15 protein-coding genes are annotated in these 18,533 nt (G+C 38.4%); all 15 read right to left on the bottom strand.

Going from position 1 to position 18,533, the window contains the following annotated elements:
- Nucleotides 1-52: 52 nt before the first annotated feature.
- Nucleotides 53-1,225 carry an acyl-CoA dehydrogenase family protein gene (locus ACXAD1_RS09405; protein ID WP_370224882.1) on the bottom strand — a complete coding sequence of 391 codons (1,173 nt, stop codon included), beginning with the start codon at nucleotides 1,223-1,225 and terminating at the stop codon, nucleotides 53-55.
- Between the two features lie 41 nt (nucleotides 1,226-1,266).
- On the bottom strand, nucleotides 1,267-2,067 hold the full coding sequence (locus tag ACXAD1_RS09400; protein WP_206837157.1) for an enoyl-CoA hydratase-related protein: 801 nt from the start codon (nucleotides 2,065-2,067) through the stop codon (nucleotides 1,267-1,269).
- Between the two features lie 33 nt (nucleotides 2,068-2,100).
- Entirely contained in the window at nucleotides 2,101-3,024 is a 924-nt protein-coding gene (locus tag ACXAD1_RS09395) for a hydroxymethylglutaryl-CoA lyase (protein WP_370224883.1), read from the bottom strand.
- Between the two features lie 196 nt (nucleotides 3,025-3,220).
- Entirely contained in the window at nucleotides 3,221-4,000 is a 780-nt protein-coding gene (locus ACXAD1_RS09390) for an enoyl-CoA hydratase/isomerase family protein (protein WP_370224885.1), read from the bottom strand.
- Nucleotides 4,001-4,099: 99 nt separating this feature from the next.
- Nucleotides 4,100-5,362, bottom strand: coding sequence for an MFS transporter (locus ACXAD1_RS09385; protein ID WP_206837149.1), 1,263 nt, complete (start codon nucleotides 5,360-5,362; stop codon nucleotides 4,100-4,102).
- A 261-nt stretch (nucleotides 5,363-5,623) separates the two neighbouring features.
- Nucleotides 5,624-7,153 (bottom strand): 2-isopropylmalate synthase, encoded by a 1,530-nt coding sequence (locus tag ACXAD1_RS09380; protein WP_474909894.1) that lies wholly within the window; start codon nucleotides 7,151-7,153, stop codon nucleotides 5,624-5,626.
- Nucleotides 7,154-7,219: 66 nt separating this feature from the next.
- Nucleotides 7,220-9,022, bottom strand: a complete 1,803-nt coding sequence (locus ACXAD1_RS09375; RefSeq protein ID WP_474909893.1) for an acyl-CoA dehydrogenase family protein — start codon at nucleotides 9,020-9,022, stop codon at nucleotides 7,220-7,222.
- 90 nt (nucleotides 9,023-9,112) lie between these two features.
- Nucleotides 9,113-9,874 carry an enoyl-CoA hydratase/isomerase family protein gene (locus tag ACXAD1_RS09370; RefSeq protein ID WP_244671110.1) on the bottom strand — a complete coding sequence of 254 codons (762 nt, stop codon included), beginning with the start codon at nucleotides 9,872-9,874 and terminating at the stop codon, nucleotides 9,113-9,115.
- Between the two features lie 185 nt (nucleotides 9,875-10,059).
- The gene (locus tag ACXAD1_RS09365; protein WP_370224891.1) at nucleotides 10,060-11,034 is read right to left on the bottom strand and encodes an NAD(P)H-dependent flavin oxidoreductase; all 975 of its coding nucleotides are present in this window, start codon (nucleotides 11,032-11,034) and stop codon (nucleotides 10,060-10,062) included.
- 81 nt (nucleotides 11,035-11,115) lie between these two features.
- Nucleotides 11,116-11,886, bottom strand: coding sequence for a citryl-CoA lyase (locus ACXAD1_RS09360; RefSeq protein ID WP_370224892.1), 771 nt, complete (start codon nucleotides 11,884-11,886; stop codon nucleotides 11,116-11,118).
- A gap of 43 nt (nucleotides 11,887-11,929) precedes the next feature.
- Nucleotides 11,930-12,343 carry a PaaI family thioesterase gene (locus ACXAD1_RS09355; RefSeq protein WP_370224893.1) on the bottom strand — a complete coding sequence of 138 codons (414 nt, stop codon included), beginning with the start codon at nucleotides 12,341-12,343 and terminating at the stop codon, nucleotides 11,930-11,932.
- Nucleotides 12,344-12,369: 26 nt separating this feature from the next.
- On the bottom strand, nucleotides 12,370-14,511 hold the full coding sequence (locus tag ACXAD1_RS09350; protein ID WP_474909892.1) for an acetate--CoA ligase family protein: 2,142 nt from the start codon (nucleotides 14,509-14,511) through the stop codon (nucleotides 12,370-12,372).
- A gap of 1 nt (nucleotide 14,512) precedes the next feature.
- Nucleotides 14,513-16,420 carry a TRAP transporter permease gene (locus ACXAD1_RS09345; RefSeq protein ID WP_370224895.1) on the bottom strand — a complete coding sequence of 636 codons (1,908 nt, stop codon included), beginning with the start codon at nucleotides 16,418-16,420 and terminating at the stop codon, nucleotides 14,513-14,515.
- A gap of 117 nt (nucleotides 16,421-16,537) precedes the next feature.
- Complete coding sequence (locus ACXAD1_RS09340; RefSeq protein ID WP_206837125.1) at nucleotides 16,538-17,707, bottom strand: TAXI family TRAP transporter solute-binding subunit; 1,170 nt, start codon at nucleotides 17,705-17,707, stop codon at nucleotides 16,538-16,540.
- A 415-nt stretch (nucleotides 17,708-18,122) separates the two neighbouring features.
- Nucleotides 18,123-18,533, bottom strand: coding sequence for a Zn-ribbon domain-containing OB-fold protein (locus ACXAD1_RS09335; protein WP_474909891.1), 411 nt, complete (start codon nucleotides 18,531-18,533; stop codon nucleotides 18,123-18,125).

The following is an 18,533-nucleotide window of genomic DNA, read 5'->3' as shown; positions in this document are numbered from 1 at the left end:
CTTCTTATTAAAGAGAGGACCAAATAATATTATGGCCCTCGGGTTTTGGTTTTTAGAATGAACGCGGCAGCCCTAGAACATGCTGGCCAACATAGCTTACGACGAGGTTGTTGGTAATAGGAGCTACGATAAACAGCCGGGCTTCTCTAAATTTACGTTCAATATTGTATTCCTTAGCAAAACCATATCCGCCATATGTGTCCATGGCTGCATTTGCTGCACGCCAGGTCGCTTCTGATGCAAGGTATTTAGCCATGTTTGCTTCTGCACCGCAATCCATACCTGCATCAAACATCTCGGCTGCCTTATCACGCATTAGCTTCGCTGCCTGAATATCCATATAGGCCCTTGAGATTGGGAATTGCACTCCTTGATTTTGCCCGATTGGCCTGTTAAAAACCACACGCTCATTTGCATATTGAACCGATTTATCTACGAAATACATCCCATCCCCAATCGATTCTGAGGATATTAAAATGCGTTCTGCATTCATTCCTCCAAGCACATAGCGGAAGCCTTTGCCTTCTTCGCCAATCAGGTTTTCAGCTGGAATTTCAGCTCCTTCGAAAAAGACTTCAGTTGTTGCATGATTGATCATCGTATCAATGGGCCGGATATCAATTTTATCTGCCTGTTCCTTCATGTCCAGGATAAATAGGCTAAGTCCATCCGTTTTCTTTTGCACCTGGTCTTTCGGAGTCGTTCTAGCCAGGAGCATCATTAAATCTGAATGCTCAGCCCGGGAAGTCCAAATCTTTTGGCCATGAACGATATATTTGTCTCCCTTTCTCTCAGCAAAAGTTTGGATGCTCGTTGTATCACTGCCTGCTGTTGGTTCTGTAATGCCAAATGCCTGAAGCCTTAATTCACCACTGGCAATTTTGGGAAGAAATCTTTGCTTTTGCTCCTCGTTTCCGTGCCGAAGCAATGCACCCATTGTATACATTTGAGCATGGCAAGCTCCAGCATTGCCTCCTGAGCGATTTATCTCCTCTAAAATAATGCCTGCTTCTTTCATCCCAAGGCCAGCTCCGCCATATTCTTCAGGAATGAGCACTGACAGCCAGCCTTCGTCAGTCAAGGCTTTGACAAATGCTGTAGGGTAGGCATCTCTCTCATCTGTATCTCTCCAATACTCTTCAGGAAAGCGCTCACATAAAGTGCGAACACTTTTCCGAATCATTTCATGTTCAGTGTTTTCCATTGTTTGTGTATTATTTGCCATCTCTGTTCCCTCCAAAATAATAAATATATTTAAGAATTTCTTTACTTACCTTTCCAATGGGGTGGGCGCTTTTCATTAAATGCATAGATCCCTTCCAAACGATCTTCGGAATTTGCACATCTATAATAAGCCTCCAGTTCAAATGCCAGCCCTGTTGCTAAATCTGTTTCTGTTCCTTTATTTACTGCTTTTTTTAATGCTTTTAAAGAAAGCGGTGCATTAGCAGCAATAGTTTCGGCCAGTTTAACCGTTTCTTCAATGAGTGTTTCGCTTGAGAAAATATGATTAATGATTCCAAGCTGCTTTCCTTCTTCAGCGCCAATCCGTTTGCCTGTGAAAAGCAATTCCTTAGCTATCCCTATAGGAATGATGCGAGGGAGAAGCTGTGTTCCCCCAATACCCGGAATAAGGCCTAATTTAGATTCAGGAAGGCCCAATCCTGCATGCCGGGCCGCAGTTCTAATATCACAGCTTAGGGCAATTTCCATACCGCCTCCTAATGCATATCCATTTACTGCTCCAACTACCGGATATGGAAACTCATGGATTTTCTCTGTTACTTGTTCAAAATAGTCATGCTGTTTTTTCCATTCTTTTTGTGACATGCCATTTCGTTCTTTAAGATCAGCTCCAACGCAAAAACTTTTCGTGCCAGATCCCGTCAAAATGAGTACCCTTACATTTTCGTCATATTTTAATTCATCCAGCACTTGAATTAATTCCAATGCCATTTTTGTATTCAAGGCATTCATTGAATCGGGCCGGTTTAAAGTTAATAAGAATATGCCTTCCTGTTGGCCAGGACTTTCGAGTTTAATCGTTTCATATGTTTGCACCAGCATCTTACTCATCCCTTCAAATGTATAATAGTTGTTTCAGTTCGGTACCGGATACCTTCGGGAACTCTTTCCTGCTTTGGCTACTTGCCCCGGCAAATCATGGCCAAGTATATCCTTTAATTTTTCAGAAGCAGCAATTAGTGTATCAAGGTCAATGGAGGTTCTCACTCCCATTTCCTCCATCATGTGAACAACATCTTCTGTACATACATTGCCTGTAGCGCCAGGAGCAAATGGACAGCCTCCGATTCCTCCAATTGATGCATCGTAAAGTCTGATGCCCGCCTCCATACCTGCGAGTATATTTGCCATTCCCATCCCTCTTGTATTATGAAAATGACAGCCGAATTCAAAATTTCTCCATTCATCTGAAACCGCTTTTGCTAGGTCATATACCTGTTTTGGATTAGCCATGCCAGTTGTATCTGCTAGTGTAATTCTTTTGATGTTATGTAAAAGGAGGGTATCTACAATTTTCATGATGCGATTCTGAGGGACTGTTCCTTCAAAAGGACAGCCGAATGAAGTTGCGACTGTTACATTTAATCCAATATCATACTTAGATGCAAATTGTGATAAAACCTTAAAGCTATTCAGAGATTCATCCGTTGACTGGCGGACATTTTGCTGATTATGTGTATTACTTGCTGACAAAACATAATTAACAGACCTGACTCCATTTTCTTTGGCAATTTCAAGCCCTTTTAAATTGGGGACAAGGGCAACAAGCTCCATCTTTGCCTCATGCTGCTGAATCTGAGAATAGAACTCTGACGTGTTCGCCATTTGCGGCACTAACTTGGGATGGACAAAAGAACCAAACTCTACCTCAGAAACCTTTGCCTCATGCAATAAATTAAATACATCAAGCTTCTCTTCTGGTGTCAGTATCATGGATTCAAGCTGAAGGCCATCCCGAAGACCGACTTCATAAATCATTACTTCGTTTACTAACTTCATAGAATTATTCCCCCAATAGACAGCTGGAAAAATATTAGCTTTATATAAATAGGATACTGTATCCAATCTACAATTTCAATTATTATTATGAATATTCTTAAATTTTTATATATTTAAATCTTATGACCTTTGTTTTTTGTTTTTCCTCCTTCATTCTTGGGAAGCATACTATGGCATTACTTTTATCCATTTACACCTATTTCCCATGAAACTTTGGCTTCCTCTTTTCCAGAAATGCCAGCGTTCCTTCTTTTTTATCTTCAGTTGACATTAAAAATGCCTGGGCTAGTTTTTCTAACATAAGTCCTGTTTTCAAATCGGTTTCTGTTCCGATATTTATTGATAATTTAGCGAGCTGGACTGCTAGCGGGCCTTTATTAATAATGAATTCAGCAATTTCCTCTGTTTTTTCCTGAAGTTTATTAGGTAAAACGACTTCTGAGACAAGCCCACACATTTTTGCCTCTTCAGCAGAGATGATTTTTCCTGTCAGGATCATTTCTAATGCCTTTCCTTTCCCTACAAGCCGTGCCAATCTTTGTGTGCCGCCTGCTCCTGGGATGATGGACAAATTTAATTCCGGCAGGCCCATTTTTGCATTTGTTGAAGCAATTCGAATGTCACATGCCATTGCAAGCTCGCATCCGCCTCCTAGAGCATAGCCATTAATCATGGCAATAGTAGGTTTAGGATAGCTTTCAATATATTCATAAACCTGCTGCATCCCTTTTTTTCTTAAAGTTTCCAATGCTGTTCTATCCTTTAACTGTGAAATATCTGCACCTGAAGCAAAGGATTTTTCTCCCGCCCCAGTAAAAACAATACATCGTATTGATTCATCCAATTCCAACTCGTTAAGAGCGGTTTGAAATTCATTAACCGTTTCCGAATTAAGTGCATTCCTAACCTCCTGACGATTTATTATTATATAAGCAATCTGACTATTTCTCTTGACTAAAATGTTTTTATATATCATCTAAATCCTCCTCGATATTTCAACTAATACACTATTATCAATAGTGTTTGGGAATAATATTTTCAGGGCTGAATGCAATCTGAAATGCATTTGAACAATTTAACTCTTGGTATTTACGACAGCTTGACCGCCACTAATATTCGTATTTTGAGCGTGCCCGAGTTTCTCAGGTAATTTAAAGGACGCCCAGCTTGCAAGTAACGCAAAAACAGCCGCTAATCCAAAAGATATTAAATGAGTGTCAAACCTTTCATATCCCCACCCTCCAATAAAAGATCCAATAGCACCTCCTATCTGATGTACTAAAAAAGCCCAGCCATTTAATATTCCCAAAAGTTGAATTCCATAAAAATCGCCTAGAATGGCAGACGATATTGCTATGGACCCTGCCCATACCAAGCCCCCAGTAACTGATACAAGAAACAGCTGCCATGGACTTGCCGCGTATACTAAACCAAGGAAACCTCCGCCGCGGACCAAATAGATCCAAAAGAGAATATTTTTTCTTGGGTAGCGATCTGCAATCGATCCTAAAAATAAAGTACTGAATATAGCTACAACTCCAATTGTCCCGACACCGTAGGAAGCAGTCATAGGCTTAAAATGATGATCCATTAACATAGGAACCGCATGGGATCCCATCAGATTCATGCCAAAACCACAGGCAAACATCCCAAATACAATCTGCCAATACGCCTTTGTTTTAAAAGCATCTTTCCAAGTAATTTCCGGCAGTATATCCTTCAAAATTGTATCCCTGTGAACAACGGAACCATCTGCCCCCTCAGGTACATCTTCCCGCATTACAAAAATTGCCGAAGGAAGCACTACACATATGAATAACACTGCAAACAATAGAAGAGTTTGCTGCCAGCCAACTAAATCAATTAATATAGCTTCAACAGGAGTCATGATTGCGATTCCAGCCATACCGCCTGTAGAAAGGTAGAAGAGTGCCTTTCCCCTTTTGAGAACAAACCACTTGCTGACGATTGGAGCTAAAGTAATATTGCTTAAAAAGGAAAGACCCAGTGAAAGAAAAATTCCAAATGAAAAGAGTAATGAGAAAAATCCTATTGAATTTATTGTCCATAATATTGATAAACAAACTGTAAGTAAGCCGGTTAACAAAACAAATTTAGTACTATAACGTTTTAAAAGCAATCCAGCCAGAGGCATTCCAATGCCATAAATAATCATGCCAATTGCAGCGACTATGGAGAACTCAGTTCTGGACAATCCAAAATCGAGCATTATCGGATTAACAAGCGGACCAATTCCCATTCGAAGTCCCATGGTGAGAAGCACGATCACAGAAGCTGAGGCAACTATGTACCATCCATAATATATATCCTTTGTCATGGCGTGATTCTCATTAAAGTTAATGCTGAATCCCTCTTATCACTAAAACCATACAAATCTATGATTTCAACAGCCCCAATCATATAACTTCCTCCCTCTTCTTCACTCCTAAATTCTTTCCTTTTCCATCATCGGTACTTAATTCAAAGGTGCTTACTGCAATAAAAAATAAAGGAATATTATGATTAACATTCCTTTTTCAAGATGGCAGTATTAAATTTATATTCTAAAAAGGATCACCAATATATTTTAAAAGTAAATTTATAATGTAACATTTTGTTCAATTTTATTTTTAATTCGATTAACTGCCATAATGTATGCATAAGCACTTGCTTCAAGGATATCGATACTAATTCCCCGCCCCTGCGAGACTGCCTCTTCATTTTTTATTTGCACATAAACTTCTCCTTGAGCATCCTTCCCCTTTGTAACTGAAAGAATTTTATAATCAAGTAATTCAATATTCAAATCAATGATTTTATCAATAGCATTAAAAATAGCATCAACTGCACCATTCCCAAATGCGCCTTCCTCTTGCACCAGTTCGTATTTATCAAGTAATTGAACGGATGCGTATGGCTGTTCTGGTGTGGAATACGAGATATAAAGTGCTTTCAATTTATAGTATTCAATTTCATTCGTTATCTCCTTATCCAGCAATGTAATTATGTCCTCATCTAAAACCTGTTTTTTTCGATCTGCAAGGTCCTTGAACTTTTTAAATACAAAGGATAATTCCTCATCACTTAAACTATAGCCAAGCTCAGCCAATTTTCCCCTTAATGCATGCCGGCCGGAAAGCTTCCCTAATATAAGGCTGCTTTCTTTTAAGCCAACTGTTTCTGGTTTCATAATTTCATAAGTCCCTTTATCTTTTAATACACCGTCCTGATGGATGCCGGATTCATGTGCAAAGGCATTATCCCCAATAATTGGCTTTGTAGCGGAAATTGGCATGGCTGTTAAACGGCTAACAAGCTTACTCGTTTTAGCTATTTCTTTAAGATTCATCGTTGTTCTCTTTCGGAAGTAGTCATAGCGAGTCTCCAGTGCTAAAGCTACTTCCTCTAAAGGAGCATTACCCGCCCTTTCTCCAATACCATTCAGGCAGCCTTCGACTTGAGTAACTCCAGCTTCAATCGCCGCAAGCGAATTCACGGTTGCCATTCCTAAATCGTTGTGGCAATGGCAGCTTAATATTACCTTATCAATCCCTTCCACACGATTTTTAAGTATTTTAAATCTTTCACTATATTCCCATGGAGTTGTATATCCTACGGTATCCGGATAATTTAATACTTTCGCTCCAGCCTCAATTACTTTTTCAGAAATAGAACATAAAAAGTTCATATCGGAACGGGTTGAATCTTCAAATGAGAATTCAATATGATCAAAAAATTGCCTAGCATATCGAACTGCTTCTATTGATTTAGATATCACTTGTTCCTCTGTTAGATTTAATTTTTTCTCCATATGAATAGGAGAGGTCGCTATAAAAATATGAATTCCAACATTTTTTATCCCTTCAAAAGCTTTTACAGCAGCATCAATGTCCTCTTTATTTGTTCGTGCCAAACTCACCACTATCGGTTCATTTACAGCTTTTGCTACAGCGCGCACTGCATTTAAATCTCCGGGAGACGCAGCAGCAAAACCTGCCTCAATAATATCAATGCCCAATCTCTCCAGCTGCAGGGCTATTTCAACTTTTTCCTTCTGGTTTAAATTGACACCTGGAGTTTGTTCCCCGTCCCTTAACGTTGTATCGAAAGTGTAAATTTTTTTATACATATTTATAGCTCCTCCCTATTTAAATATATCTTTCTATAAACAATAAACTAAGCAGAAGCAGTTCATTCAAACACAGCTTTTTAATATGCATGCCTCTAATTCATTTAAAAGTTCATTTACAGCTTCAGAAGGTATGTCCTCCCAATCAATTATTGACTCTAACCACTTATCTAATGATCTATCAAAAACACCTGTTTCAGCTGGGGGTTGAACGTATCTTTGAAAATAATGCATAAATACGAACAACTTTCTGTATCCGCCATTTTCCGAGATCTGATAATCTGCTTCTTGCAGCAGCAGACTGGAAGCACAAATATGATACATATTATTCATAAGGCGTTTTGCTGATATTTCATGTTCCATGGTCTGTTCTAAAGTGATTGAATCAAATTGTCTTTGCAGTTTCTCTGCTTTCTTCAGGCAAAGTTTAGCAGCACGCTGTACAAAAGCATTGTTTAGACTGGATAGCCGTTTTTCAAAATCAGTCATGAATGCATTTCCTGCATGGTCTTTATTTATGGCTCTTAAAACATCCAGTGCAACAATATTTGTGGTACCTTCCCAAATGGAGCCTAAATGGGCGTCCCGGACTAGTTTAGGGTTAACCCATTCTTCTATATATCCATTCCCTCCGCGTATTTCCATTGCTTCTGCTGTTATATAGCGAGCGCGCTTGCAGATATATCCTTTAAGCAAAGGTGTCAATATTCGAAGTATGAGTTTATATTCCTCATTTCCGCAATCTGATTTATCAAAAACATCAGCGGTGTAAAAGATCATTGAAGCTGCTGCTTCAGTATCAAGAAGTATTTCAAAAATGTTCTCTTTCATCAATGGCAATTGGATAAGTGCATGGCCAAAGGCTTTTCTCCCTCTGGCTGTATATAGCGCTTCTAAAAAGCTTCTCCTCATCATCGCAGCTGAACGAACTGCATTGGATAGCCGGGATGAATTTACCATAGACATCATTTGCTTAAATCCTTTATCAATATTACCGACCACATATCCTGTGGCCCCCTCAAAAGAAACCTCCCCCGAAGCCATATCCTTTGTGCCCAGCTTATCTTTCAGCCTGTTTATACGATATCGGTTCCGCTCTCCGTTCTCCAGCTTATTTGGCACCAAAAACATAGCCAATCCTTTTGTTCCTTTTTCAGCTCCTTCTGGGCGAGCTAATACTAAAGCAACATCAGCACTTACATTTGAACAAAACCATTTATCACCCCAAAGCTCCCAATGATCCCCAGCCTTTTTAGCCACTAAAGTATTCTCCCCAACATCGGAGCCGCCTTGTTTTTCTGTCATGAATTGAGCAGCCGTCCAAAGCTGGCTCATATCTGTACTTGTCAGCCGGGATAAAAAAGATTTCTTAATTTCTGGTGAGGCAAATTGATCTATGACTCTAGCTGCAGAATCGGTCATGCTCATAGGACAGCATAGTCCAAATTCGGATTGAGCAAATAAATACCAGAAGGAATATTTTAATAGTCTTGAAAACCGAGTTGGCCACCCCATTACACCAGGCTGATGAGACATTGCTACAAGCCCAAACTGACTGTACCCAATTTCCTCCATTTGTTGATAAGCTGGGTGATAATTCACCTGATCAACCCGGTCTCCGTATTTATTAAAATGATTTAATTCCGGTGGATGGCGATCCGCTTCCCTGGATAAATCATCTAATTTTCCTCCGGCGACAGCGCCAAGACACGATAGAAGAGGGAGAGCGCGTTTATATTCTTCTTGGGGAACGTAGAAATGAATTAAAAAATCCAAATTCGAATCAATGTCATAAAAATTAATTCCTCTAGGCTCTGGCATTCCACCTAGTTTAGCTTTTGGTTTCAGTTCGTTAAATATCTCTTTCATCTTTTAACCCCTTTGCAAAAAATTAATAGCCATAATTATGACGAAATTAATTACTCTGCCTGTCCTCAAGAATAAACGAATTTATCTAAGTTACCTTCCGGAAAAGTTAGGTTCCCTTTTTTCAAAAAATGCTTTCACGCCTTCCTTAAAATCCTCTGTCTGAAAACAGATATCTTGCCCCTGGGCTTCCAATTCCAAAAGGAGTTTTAAGTCCTTATGCAAGTGCTGATTCATCATTTTTTTTGTCATCCCTATAGAAATGCCTGATTTTTTAGTTAACTTTTCTGCTATATTTATTGTTTCTTGGAGTAAAGATTCAGCAGGTACAACTCTATTAACAATACCTATACGCTCTGCCTCAAAAGAAGAAATTCTTTCACCCAAAAACATTAGCTCTCTTGCCCGATGGGGTCCAATTAGCATAGGAAGGAAATGTATGGCTGCGAAGTCTGGAATTAATCCAACGTTTACAAAACTTTGGACAAAAAATGCCTCGTCTGAAGCAATAATTAAATCGCACAGCAAAGTAAGGCTAAAACCCGCTCCAGCTGCTGCTCCGTTGACTGCGGCAATAATTGGTTTCTCAATTTCAAGTATCTTTAATAATAAGGGGAAAGATTTTTGAAGCCTTTTTCTGCCTTCAAGGGGTTTTAACTCTTTCAAAGCAGATAGGTCTCCTCCTGCAGAAAATGCTTTATCCTGACCGGTAAGGATGATACATTTTATTTCGTCATCATTTTCTGCTTTTTCCAATGCAGAGAGCAATTCCATTCTCATATCCATTACTAAAGCATTGCGCATTTCAGGTTTATTCAGCCGAAGAAGAGAAATGCTGCCTAGTTTTTCCTCCAAAAGATATTTATATTCCAATAGAACCTCTCCTTCCTAATTTTTATGAATTTTAAGAAGCTAAACTTAACAAAAAGTTTTATTAATATAAAACAGCGAAAACATCTATATATAAGGAGAAAATGCAGAAGAGGAATTAAAGTGTTTTCCTTATAGGGAAAGAAAAGCTTATTTATAGTTACCCAGCATTAATGCCCCACTGGCTGCCAAAATTGATTCATTTTTTTTATTACCGATTCTGCTTCTATAATGATTCCATCAATGATTTCCTGAACGCTTGGATATTGATTGATCCGGCCAATTACCTGCCCAATTGATAATACACCTGCATTAATATCACCTTCACCAATCAGTACTTTATAAGCTTCACCTCCAATAATCGGCAATAATTCTTCTATTTTGGCATTCTGGTCTTCCAATTCAAGTACTTTAAGGGCAGCTTTATTTTTATAAACCCTGTTTGGTTTATTGATAGATCGTTTAATAACTAAAGTGTCTGTTATATTGGCGTTTGTTAATGTTTCTTTAATATTTTCAGGCAAGGGTGATTCCTGACTCATTACAAATCTGGTTCCCATTTGTATACCTTGTGCTCCAAGAGATAAGGCCGCAATCAACCCACGCCCATCATTAAAACCTCCAGCTGCGATTACTGGGATATTAACTGATTCTACAACTTGAGGAATCTTTACCATCGAGGTAACTTCATCTGCTCCAGGGTGCCCGCCACATTCGTAACCAACGATTACAACAGCATCACATCCTAATTCCTCAGCTTTTCGTGCAAATCTAACAGATGGTACGACATGAACAACTTTTACTCCCGCTTTTTTTAATGGATCCATAAATTTAGCCGGGCTATTGCCAGATGTAAATACAATGCTAACCCCAGATTCAATAACGCCCTCAACATATTCGTCCATAGGTTTCCGAATTCCGATCGCCAGATTCACACCAAATGGTTTGTTTGTTTTTTTACGAACGAGCTCTATATCATCTATCATTTCCTTTTTTGAAGGATATGTACCTGCAGTTATTAATCCTAAACATCCTGCTTCTGAAACAGCTGAAACGAGGGGCTCACGCCCTAATCCTTGTAAGCCGCCTTGTATAATAGGATATTTTATTCCCAGCAATTTAGTTATATCCGTTTGGATTGTCATAAGCTCCCCTCCTGTAATATGGAAAATTTAAATTGGATCATACTCTGAATTTAGAGTATGACCCTTTAAATAAAGGAAGGTTTATCCTTTATAATCAGTATGTTCTTCAATGTAATCGAACAGCTGCTGGCCGATACTTTCCTTTCTGCCAAGTTCGATTTCTTCTACAATATGAGCCACTAATCCAACAGCTCTTGAAGCAACTGCAAATGATTTTACAACACGGTAATCTATCTCCATGTCAGCCATTATGGCACCAATTGCACCAACAGCATTTAAAGTTATTGTTTTTCCTTTTTTCTCACAAAATTGTCTATGAATCTCTTGAAGAAGTTGTGAGTTTTTCCCTTTAAAACCTAACGTTTCAGCAATCTCGAATAATTTGACAGTTCGGGGGTCGTCGGGTTTATGAACGGGATGGCCAAACCCTGGGAGCTGTTGCCCGTTTTCTTGTCTTTCATTTATTATGATAGAAGCTAATTCTTTAATATCGTATTCTTCTCCATATTTTTGAAATGCTTTTTGAAGCATTTCGGCAACATACTCCATTGCACCAAGATAAACAGTTCCTGCTCCCAGCAATCCAGCCGCTACTGCGGATTGAACAGACTCGGGTGCACCCAGATAAGTTAAACGGGTTGAAATGGAGCTTGGCGTAAAACCATGCTCACAGATAGCCACTAATACTGCGTTAAGCATTTTGGATTCATTTTCTGTTGGTTTTCGATGCTTTGCACCCAGGAAAGCCATATCTGCAAGTGTAATATTTCCAATTAAATCCTCGGTCAAGTTATACCCATGTACAAAAATCTTATCTGTGGCTGATTTTCCGATTTTAGTTTGAAATTCCAATTTTTCTTTTCCTCCAATACGTTAAATTTAGAAAACATAATCACTACTTCAAAATGGCAAATGTACCCAATGCAGATCCAACAGTTAGTCCCTTTTCATTAAAAGCTTTTGACTCTACAAATTGAATGCGGTTACCTGAGTTAATTAGAGCAGCACTCGCATACAAAGTACCTTCCTTAACAGGTGCAATAAATTGAGTTGTTAGAGAAATGGTCGCAACTCGCACTTCTCTTTTAGATCGAATTGCTGCTCCAATAATTGAGTCTAAAATAGAAGTTAATGCTCCTCCATGCATTACGCTATTTGAATTCAAAAGCTCTTTTTTTACCGGCATTTTGATAATGACATCCCCCGGCTCTAAGCGGTCAAAAGATATACCCATATGCTTCCAAAAGGGTGACTCTTCAAATTCATCTTTCAACCATTGTAAATACGCACTGGCACTGGTATTTTCCATTTTATCTCTCCCAGTCTAAAAATGAATTAAACAGAAACAGATCTTTCGACTCTACTCTTCCAAACAATAATTCCATCTAATGCTGCTATCCCTTTACCCTCTTCAAAAACCCATATAGGATTAATATCCATTTCACCAATTGACCTCCTATGATGTGAGGCAAATTGGGATACCTTTACTAGTGCCTCAGCAAGAGCTTGAATATCTCGCTTTTTTCCACCTCTTATACCCTCAAGCAATGGATATCCTTTTAATTCTTTTAACATATCATGTGCTTCGTGAATTTGGATCGGGGCCCGTCTAATGGAAATATCTTTTAGTACCTCTATGAAAACACCTCCAAGCCCACAAACAATCATTGGTCCGAATTGAGGATCTTCCTTTACACCGATAAACATTTCAGCTCCTTCTTCCTGAATCATCTCTTCTGCAAGAATTCCATCAATTTGGGCATTTGGAGAATATTGAAGCACTGACTGCAAAATTTCATTATATGCTCTTTCCAATTGAACAGGATTATGAATGTTAACCTTAACACCACCTGCATCTGTCTTATGCAGGACATCTGGGGATATCACTTTACATACTAATGGATAGTTTAGGTTATCTTTTACTTTCTCCAGGTGGCTTCTATCTTTTATTATCGTTCCATTTGGAACTCGAATTCCTAATATTGAAAGTTCCTTCTTAACGCGTTCTTCTGTCCATATTCCCGTCAATTCATTCGATCCGTCATCTTGTAAAAATGCTGGTGCTGACGAATCTAACATCTGGTCGTTACTAAAATGCGAAAACTCCACTAAGTATTTTAAGGACAACATTGTCTTATAAGATGTAGGATATACAGGGACCCCTGCTTCCTGTAAAATTGTACGCCCCTTTCCTGTTAATTCATTTGTTCCGGTTATCGTCACTATAATTGGTTTATCTGTTTTTCGATCGATCTCAACTATTTTCTGGCAAATCTTCGTTCCAAGTTCTCCTCCAAAAGTAGTTTGAAAGACTATTGCGTCGACCTGATCATCTTCGATTAATACCTCTAGTGTCTCGGTCAAAATATTTTGTTCTTTAAGAGCTTGTGCAGTAACGTCAATTGGGTTTAATGCAGATCCATATGATGGAATAATTGATTCTATTTTGGCTGCCGTTTCTTTGGACAAACGTACCATCTCTAATCCCAATACTTCACTATAATCGGCCATGGCAATCCCTGCTGCACCAGAGTTTGAAACCGTAACAATACGATTCCCATTTGTTTGTTTACCCCTCGAAAAAATCTTCATTGCATCAATCATGTTATCCACGTCATTTACTGTAATTAATCCAAACTGTTTTGCAATAGCCTGGAATGCATCTTCAGATCCTGTTAATGAAGCAGTATGGGACATTGCTGCTTGTCTGCCTAATTCCGAACGCCCAGACTTTAATAAAATGACAGGTTTTTTTAACGATTTAGAAGTTTCTGATAATTTTATCAGCATTTCTCCGTCCGGGATTGCTTCAAGATAGCCTGCAACAACATTTGTATCCGGATCTCCCAGCATATACTCGATACAATCAAAGGAATGTATATCCATCTGGTTGCCCGTATTAACTACATATGAAAAACCAATGTTTTCCTCTTGAGCTAACCCAAACAGCGAAAAACCTATTGCTCCACTTTGTGATGCAAAGCCGACATTCCCAGGTTTAAAACCTTTTTTTGTTTCAAAGGAGGTTGCAAACCCTAATGGAATGCTCTCTTTGACGTTAAGCAAACCGACACAGTTTGGACCTAAAATATGAATCCCTGCTTGCTTGGCCTTTGCAAAAACTTTTTCTTGAAGTGCCTTTCCTTCCTCACCAACCTCTGCAAACCCTGAACCAAAAAGAATTAAGTGGTGAACTTGTTTCTTTTCACATTCATCCAGAATTTGCAGCATTCTTTTGGAAGCTACAGCAATTAATGCAACATCCACTTCACCCGGTATATCCAAAATACTTGAAAAGCAGGGTATGCCCTCGATTTCTTCATATTTAGGATTTACGGGATAGATGTTTCCTTTAAAGTTATGGTGAATCAAATTTTTAATAGGCTTGCCGCTAATGGATGAGAAATCCTTTGAAACTCCTACAATAGCTATTGATTTTGGGTTTAAAAAACGGTCAATCGCATCAACTTTCGACATGTTAAACCTCCTGATTTTTTTCTATACTTACATTTATAGGTTTTATAAATTTATGTGAAAATAAAATAAGTAGAGCTATCGTTAAACCGATAATATCAGTCATCAGTCCAGGAATTAGCATACAGAGACCAGAAATTAAGACCAGCAAACGTACAAAATAATTTTGTAATCTCCCAATCCCCACAAGATAACCTTCTAATGCAGATGCAAGAATAAAAACTCCTATTAATGCTGATATTACACTGGTCACAATTTCAAGCGGATCACCGCGGCCAATTAATGCCGGCTGGTAAACAAAGAAAAATGGAACTAGAAACGTGACAATCCCTAAACGAACTGCTGTGAACCCTGTTTTCATTGGACTGGCCTTCGCGATCCCGGAAGCTGCAAAAGCTGCTAAGGCGACTGGTGGCGTGATGTATGAAACGGTTGCCCAATACACTACAAACAAATGAGCTGCTACAGGATCCACACCAATTGTCACGAGTGCCGGTGCCATAATAATAGCCAAAAACACATAGACAGCAGATACGGTCATACCCATTCCCAAGATAAAACTAGTTATAGCTCCGCCAATTAAGATTAGAATCATACTATCTCCAGCTGCAGCAACGAGTTCCCTTGAAAACGAGAACGAAACCCCCGTTGCTGATAATGCCCCGACAATAAAACCTACACCTGCAATAATACAAACAATTTCAGCTAGGACTTTTCCTATATCTACAAACATATTAAATAATTGTTTTTTGTTCATTCTTGTGCTTTTGTTAATCATTGCAATTATTAACAGCACTAAACTTGCATAATAAGCTCCCTGTCCTTCAGAATTCAGAACGACTAAAAAGACAACCAATAAAACAAGAGCAAATAAATAATACCAGCCACTTTTTAATGTTTGGAGCAAAGAAGGAATCTTTTCTTTGGGTAATCCTTTTAAATTATTTTTAGCTGCATATCCATCGGCTTGGACAATTAACCCCATGTAATATAATAAGGCAGGGATTGCTGCTGCCAGGGCTATTTCATAATAAGGGATAGCCAAAAAGGAGGCCATGATAAAGGCTGCTGATCCCATGATCGGTGGAGTAATTGATCCTCCTGTTGATGCCACTGCTTCAATGGCACCCGCATAATGAGGTTTATATCCTGACTTTTTCATTGCAGGTATTGTCATTGCGCCAGTTGTAATAACGTTTGAAATGGCGCTCCCACTTAACATGCCGAAGAAAGCACTACTCACAATTGCAACTTTTGCCTCTCCGCCCCGGTATCTCCCAAATAAGGATTGTGCTAATTTAAAAAAGAAATCTCCTCCACCTGAGTGAGTTAATACTACCCCAAAAACAAGGAAACCAAGAATTAAATTACCAACTGTTATTAAAGGAATTCCTAAAACACTATTGGAACTCATAATATGATTTCTTGCTATAGTTAAGAAATCATATGATTGTCCTTGAAGGAAACTAACTGGCACACTTGTAGCTATTAAAGGATAAAGCGAAATTAGAAAACAAACTATTGATAAAACTAGTCCGCCTGTTCTCCTTAATGCTTCAAGTAAAAGAACCCAGATAACGATACTGAAATATGTGGCAATAGGAGGTGCTGTCCATTCCCACCCTTCTAAAATCATTCGTTCTCCGTTTAGCCCAAAATAAATCAATATACATAAAGAAACTGGTGCAAAAATGTAATCAAACCACTTTACTTTTTGCCCTTTTTTTGCTGGAAAAATAAGAAAAGATATTGGTATAAAACAAGCTAAAATATAGTAGAGATAGGAATTTTGTATCGGATTAAAACCAAAAAGCTCCAAATAAAAAAGCATGTTTATCGAAAGTAAAAGGCCAATGATAGTAAAAACAACTACAATAATCTTTAATACTTTATTTAACCTTTCGACATTCATTAAATTTCCCTCCGAACAAGTAATATTTTTGATTTTATTACTCTCCTTTTCCTAAATCCGTATTAAAAAATAATGTCAGCCACCCTTGCTGGCTGACATTATTTTTTATATCGGGAATTACTTAACAAGTTCTGCTTTTTTCTCTAACCAGAATGCAGGGAAATCATCTTTAGAGATTCCTTCTTTTTTAGCCTCTTCAACTGCTTGATCCCATGCAGCTTTTAGATTGTCATATCTTGCAACTAATTCATCATTTTTTGCTTGCTTCTCATCATCCCACATACCCTTTTCCTTAAAGAATTTGATAGTTCCTTCGTGGAATGGAATGCCCTTCGGTTCTATCACAACTTCATCCTTGGAATATAGAGCTAAGTTAGGCATGGCATCTTTATAGGCGGTAAAGTGTTCATCCATCGCTTTTATCAATTCATAGATAGCATTTGGATCTTGATCTGCATAACCTCCAATTAAATAGCCGTGTCCCATGATGTCTGTGTCTTTTTCCATTCCAGCCCCGTTATCCATTGTATAAGGAATCATCCAGGAGGCAGTTTCTACTGTTTGCTTCCAGCCTTCAGCATCTTCAGGGTCCATTTCAAGCCAGCGAATGCCGCCTTTGCTGTCTGCTTCGAACATAGCTGAAGCAGTTGGATTAATACCTGCAACGTCGATTTGTCCTTGAATCAGCGCTTCACCTTGACCTGCATAAGAAGTAATATCAACAACTTCAACGTCATCCCAGGTTAATCCGCCAAATGCCAATATTGCCTCGTTTTTTATATTTACCGATGCATTTCCAGTAACCTTCGGTACCTTCTTGCCTTTTAAATCTGCAATAGTTTTAATATCTGAATCTTCCCTAACAGCGAATCCAAATTGACTGATAGGTGCCCAGATCGCACGAACGTTCTGAGGACCCCAATCTTGTTGTGCAAACTCTTCATTTCCTTCAAATGCAAATTGTATCTCATCACCTAATTTACCAATAGAGGCTACTTTGTCTCTTAAAGGAACCATACGGCCAACACCGCTGGCTGATGGCAGCATTCTGACTTGCATACCATATTCTTCTGTTAGCGTGTTTGCGATTGCTGACATCTCTGCGTAACCGCCTGATCCAACATCATATACACTCCAGGTCATTTGTTTAGGGAGTGAGCCAGAATCATTACTTGAGGATGAGTTTTCATTAGAAGCAGGTTTCTGTGTTTGGTTACTGCTACAGCCTACTACCAAAATTAATAGCAAAAAGATTGTAAACAAAAAGCTAACTGGTTTGTTAAACATCATTATCCCCCTTAATTTAACTCATCTTTTAAAGCAAAGAATGGATTTACTGGTACACCTCCCGAAAAGAAATCGCTTTCATTAATCTCTCTAAAAGTATTTTATATATAAAATTTATTTTCGTCAATGAAATTTTAAAAGATTCTGTATATTCAGTAAAAAATTCTTTGTTTTAATTATGGATATAGTGATTAAGCGATTAGGAGTATTTTAGAAATTTATTTTCTTTTTTCATGTGGTTCTCATGGTGGAGATTTTATGATAGAACTTGAGGAGTCTTACAACTTTTCTAATATACTAAAAAAAACTAAGTCTAAATAAATTTCATTATATTAGGAGGGGTATGTGTTTTTCTTATAAAGGCTAATGAAACACTTAGCGGATGGTTCATTAGCCCACTTAATGTAAATTGAAATTAATCAAATAGAGGCTGAAATTTAGGTAATGAAAAATCTCCCTGTTCTTCAAACACCACTTCAACAGGTAAATCACATCTCACTTTTTCAACATCAATATTAATGATATTACTAAACATTCGAACTCCTTCGTCCAATTCAATTAATGCTACTGCATATGGGGAATCATCTTTGAATGCTGGTCCTCCGCCTCTGCGGGCAATTGTATAAGAATAGATTTTTCCCTTTCCAGTTGATTCGACCCACTCTACTTTTTCAGAAAAACAATGCGGACATAATATTCGCGGGTAAAAAATATGTTTAGAGCAATTTTTGCATTGTTGAATCAGCAATTTATTTTCTTTACAGCCTTGCCAAAAGATGTGTGAATCACCATCAGGTATGGGCATTGGTTTTTTCTGTTCAGCCAT

Source organism: Cytobacillus sp. ABV4_503 (assembly GCF_056158445.1).
The sequence above is the reverse complement of the archived record's forward strand: the minus strand, read 5'-3'. Positions and strand labels throughout refer to the sequence as shown.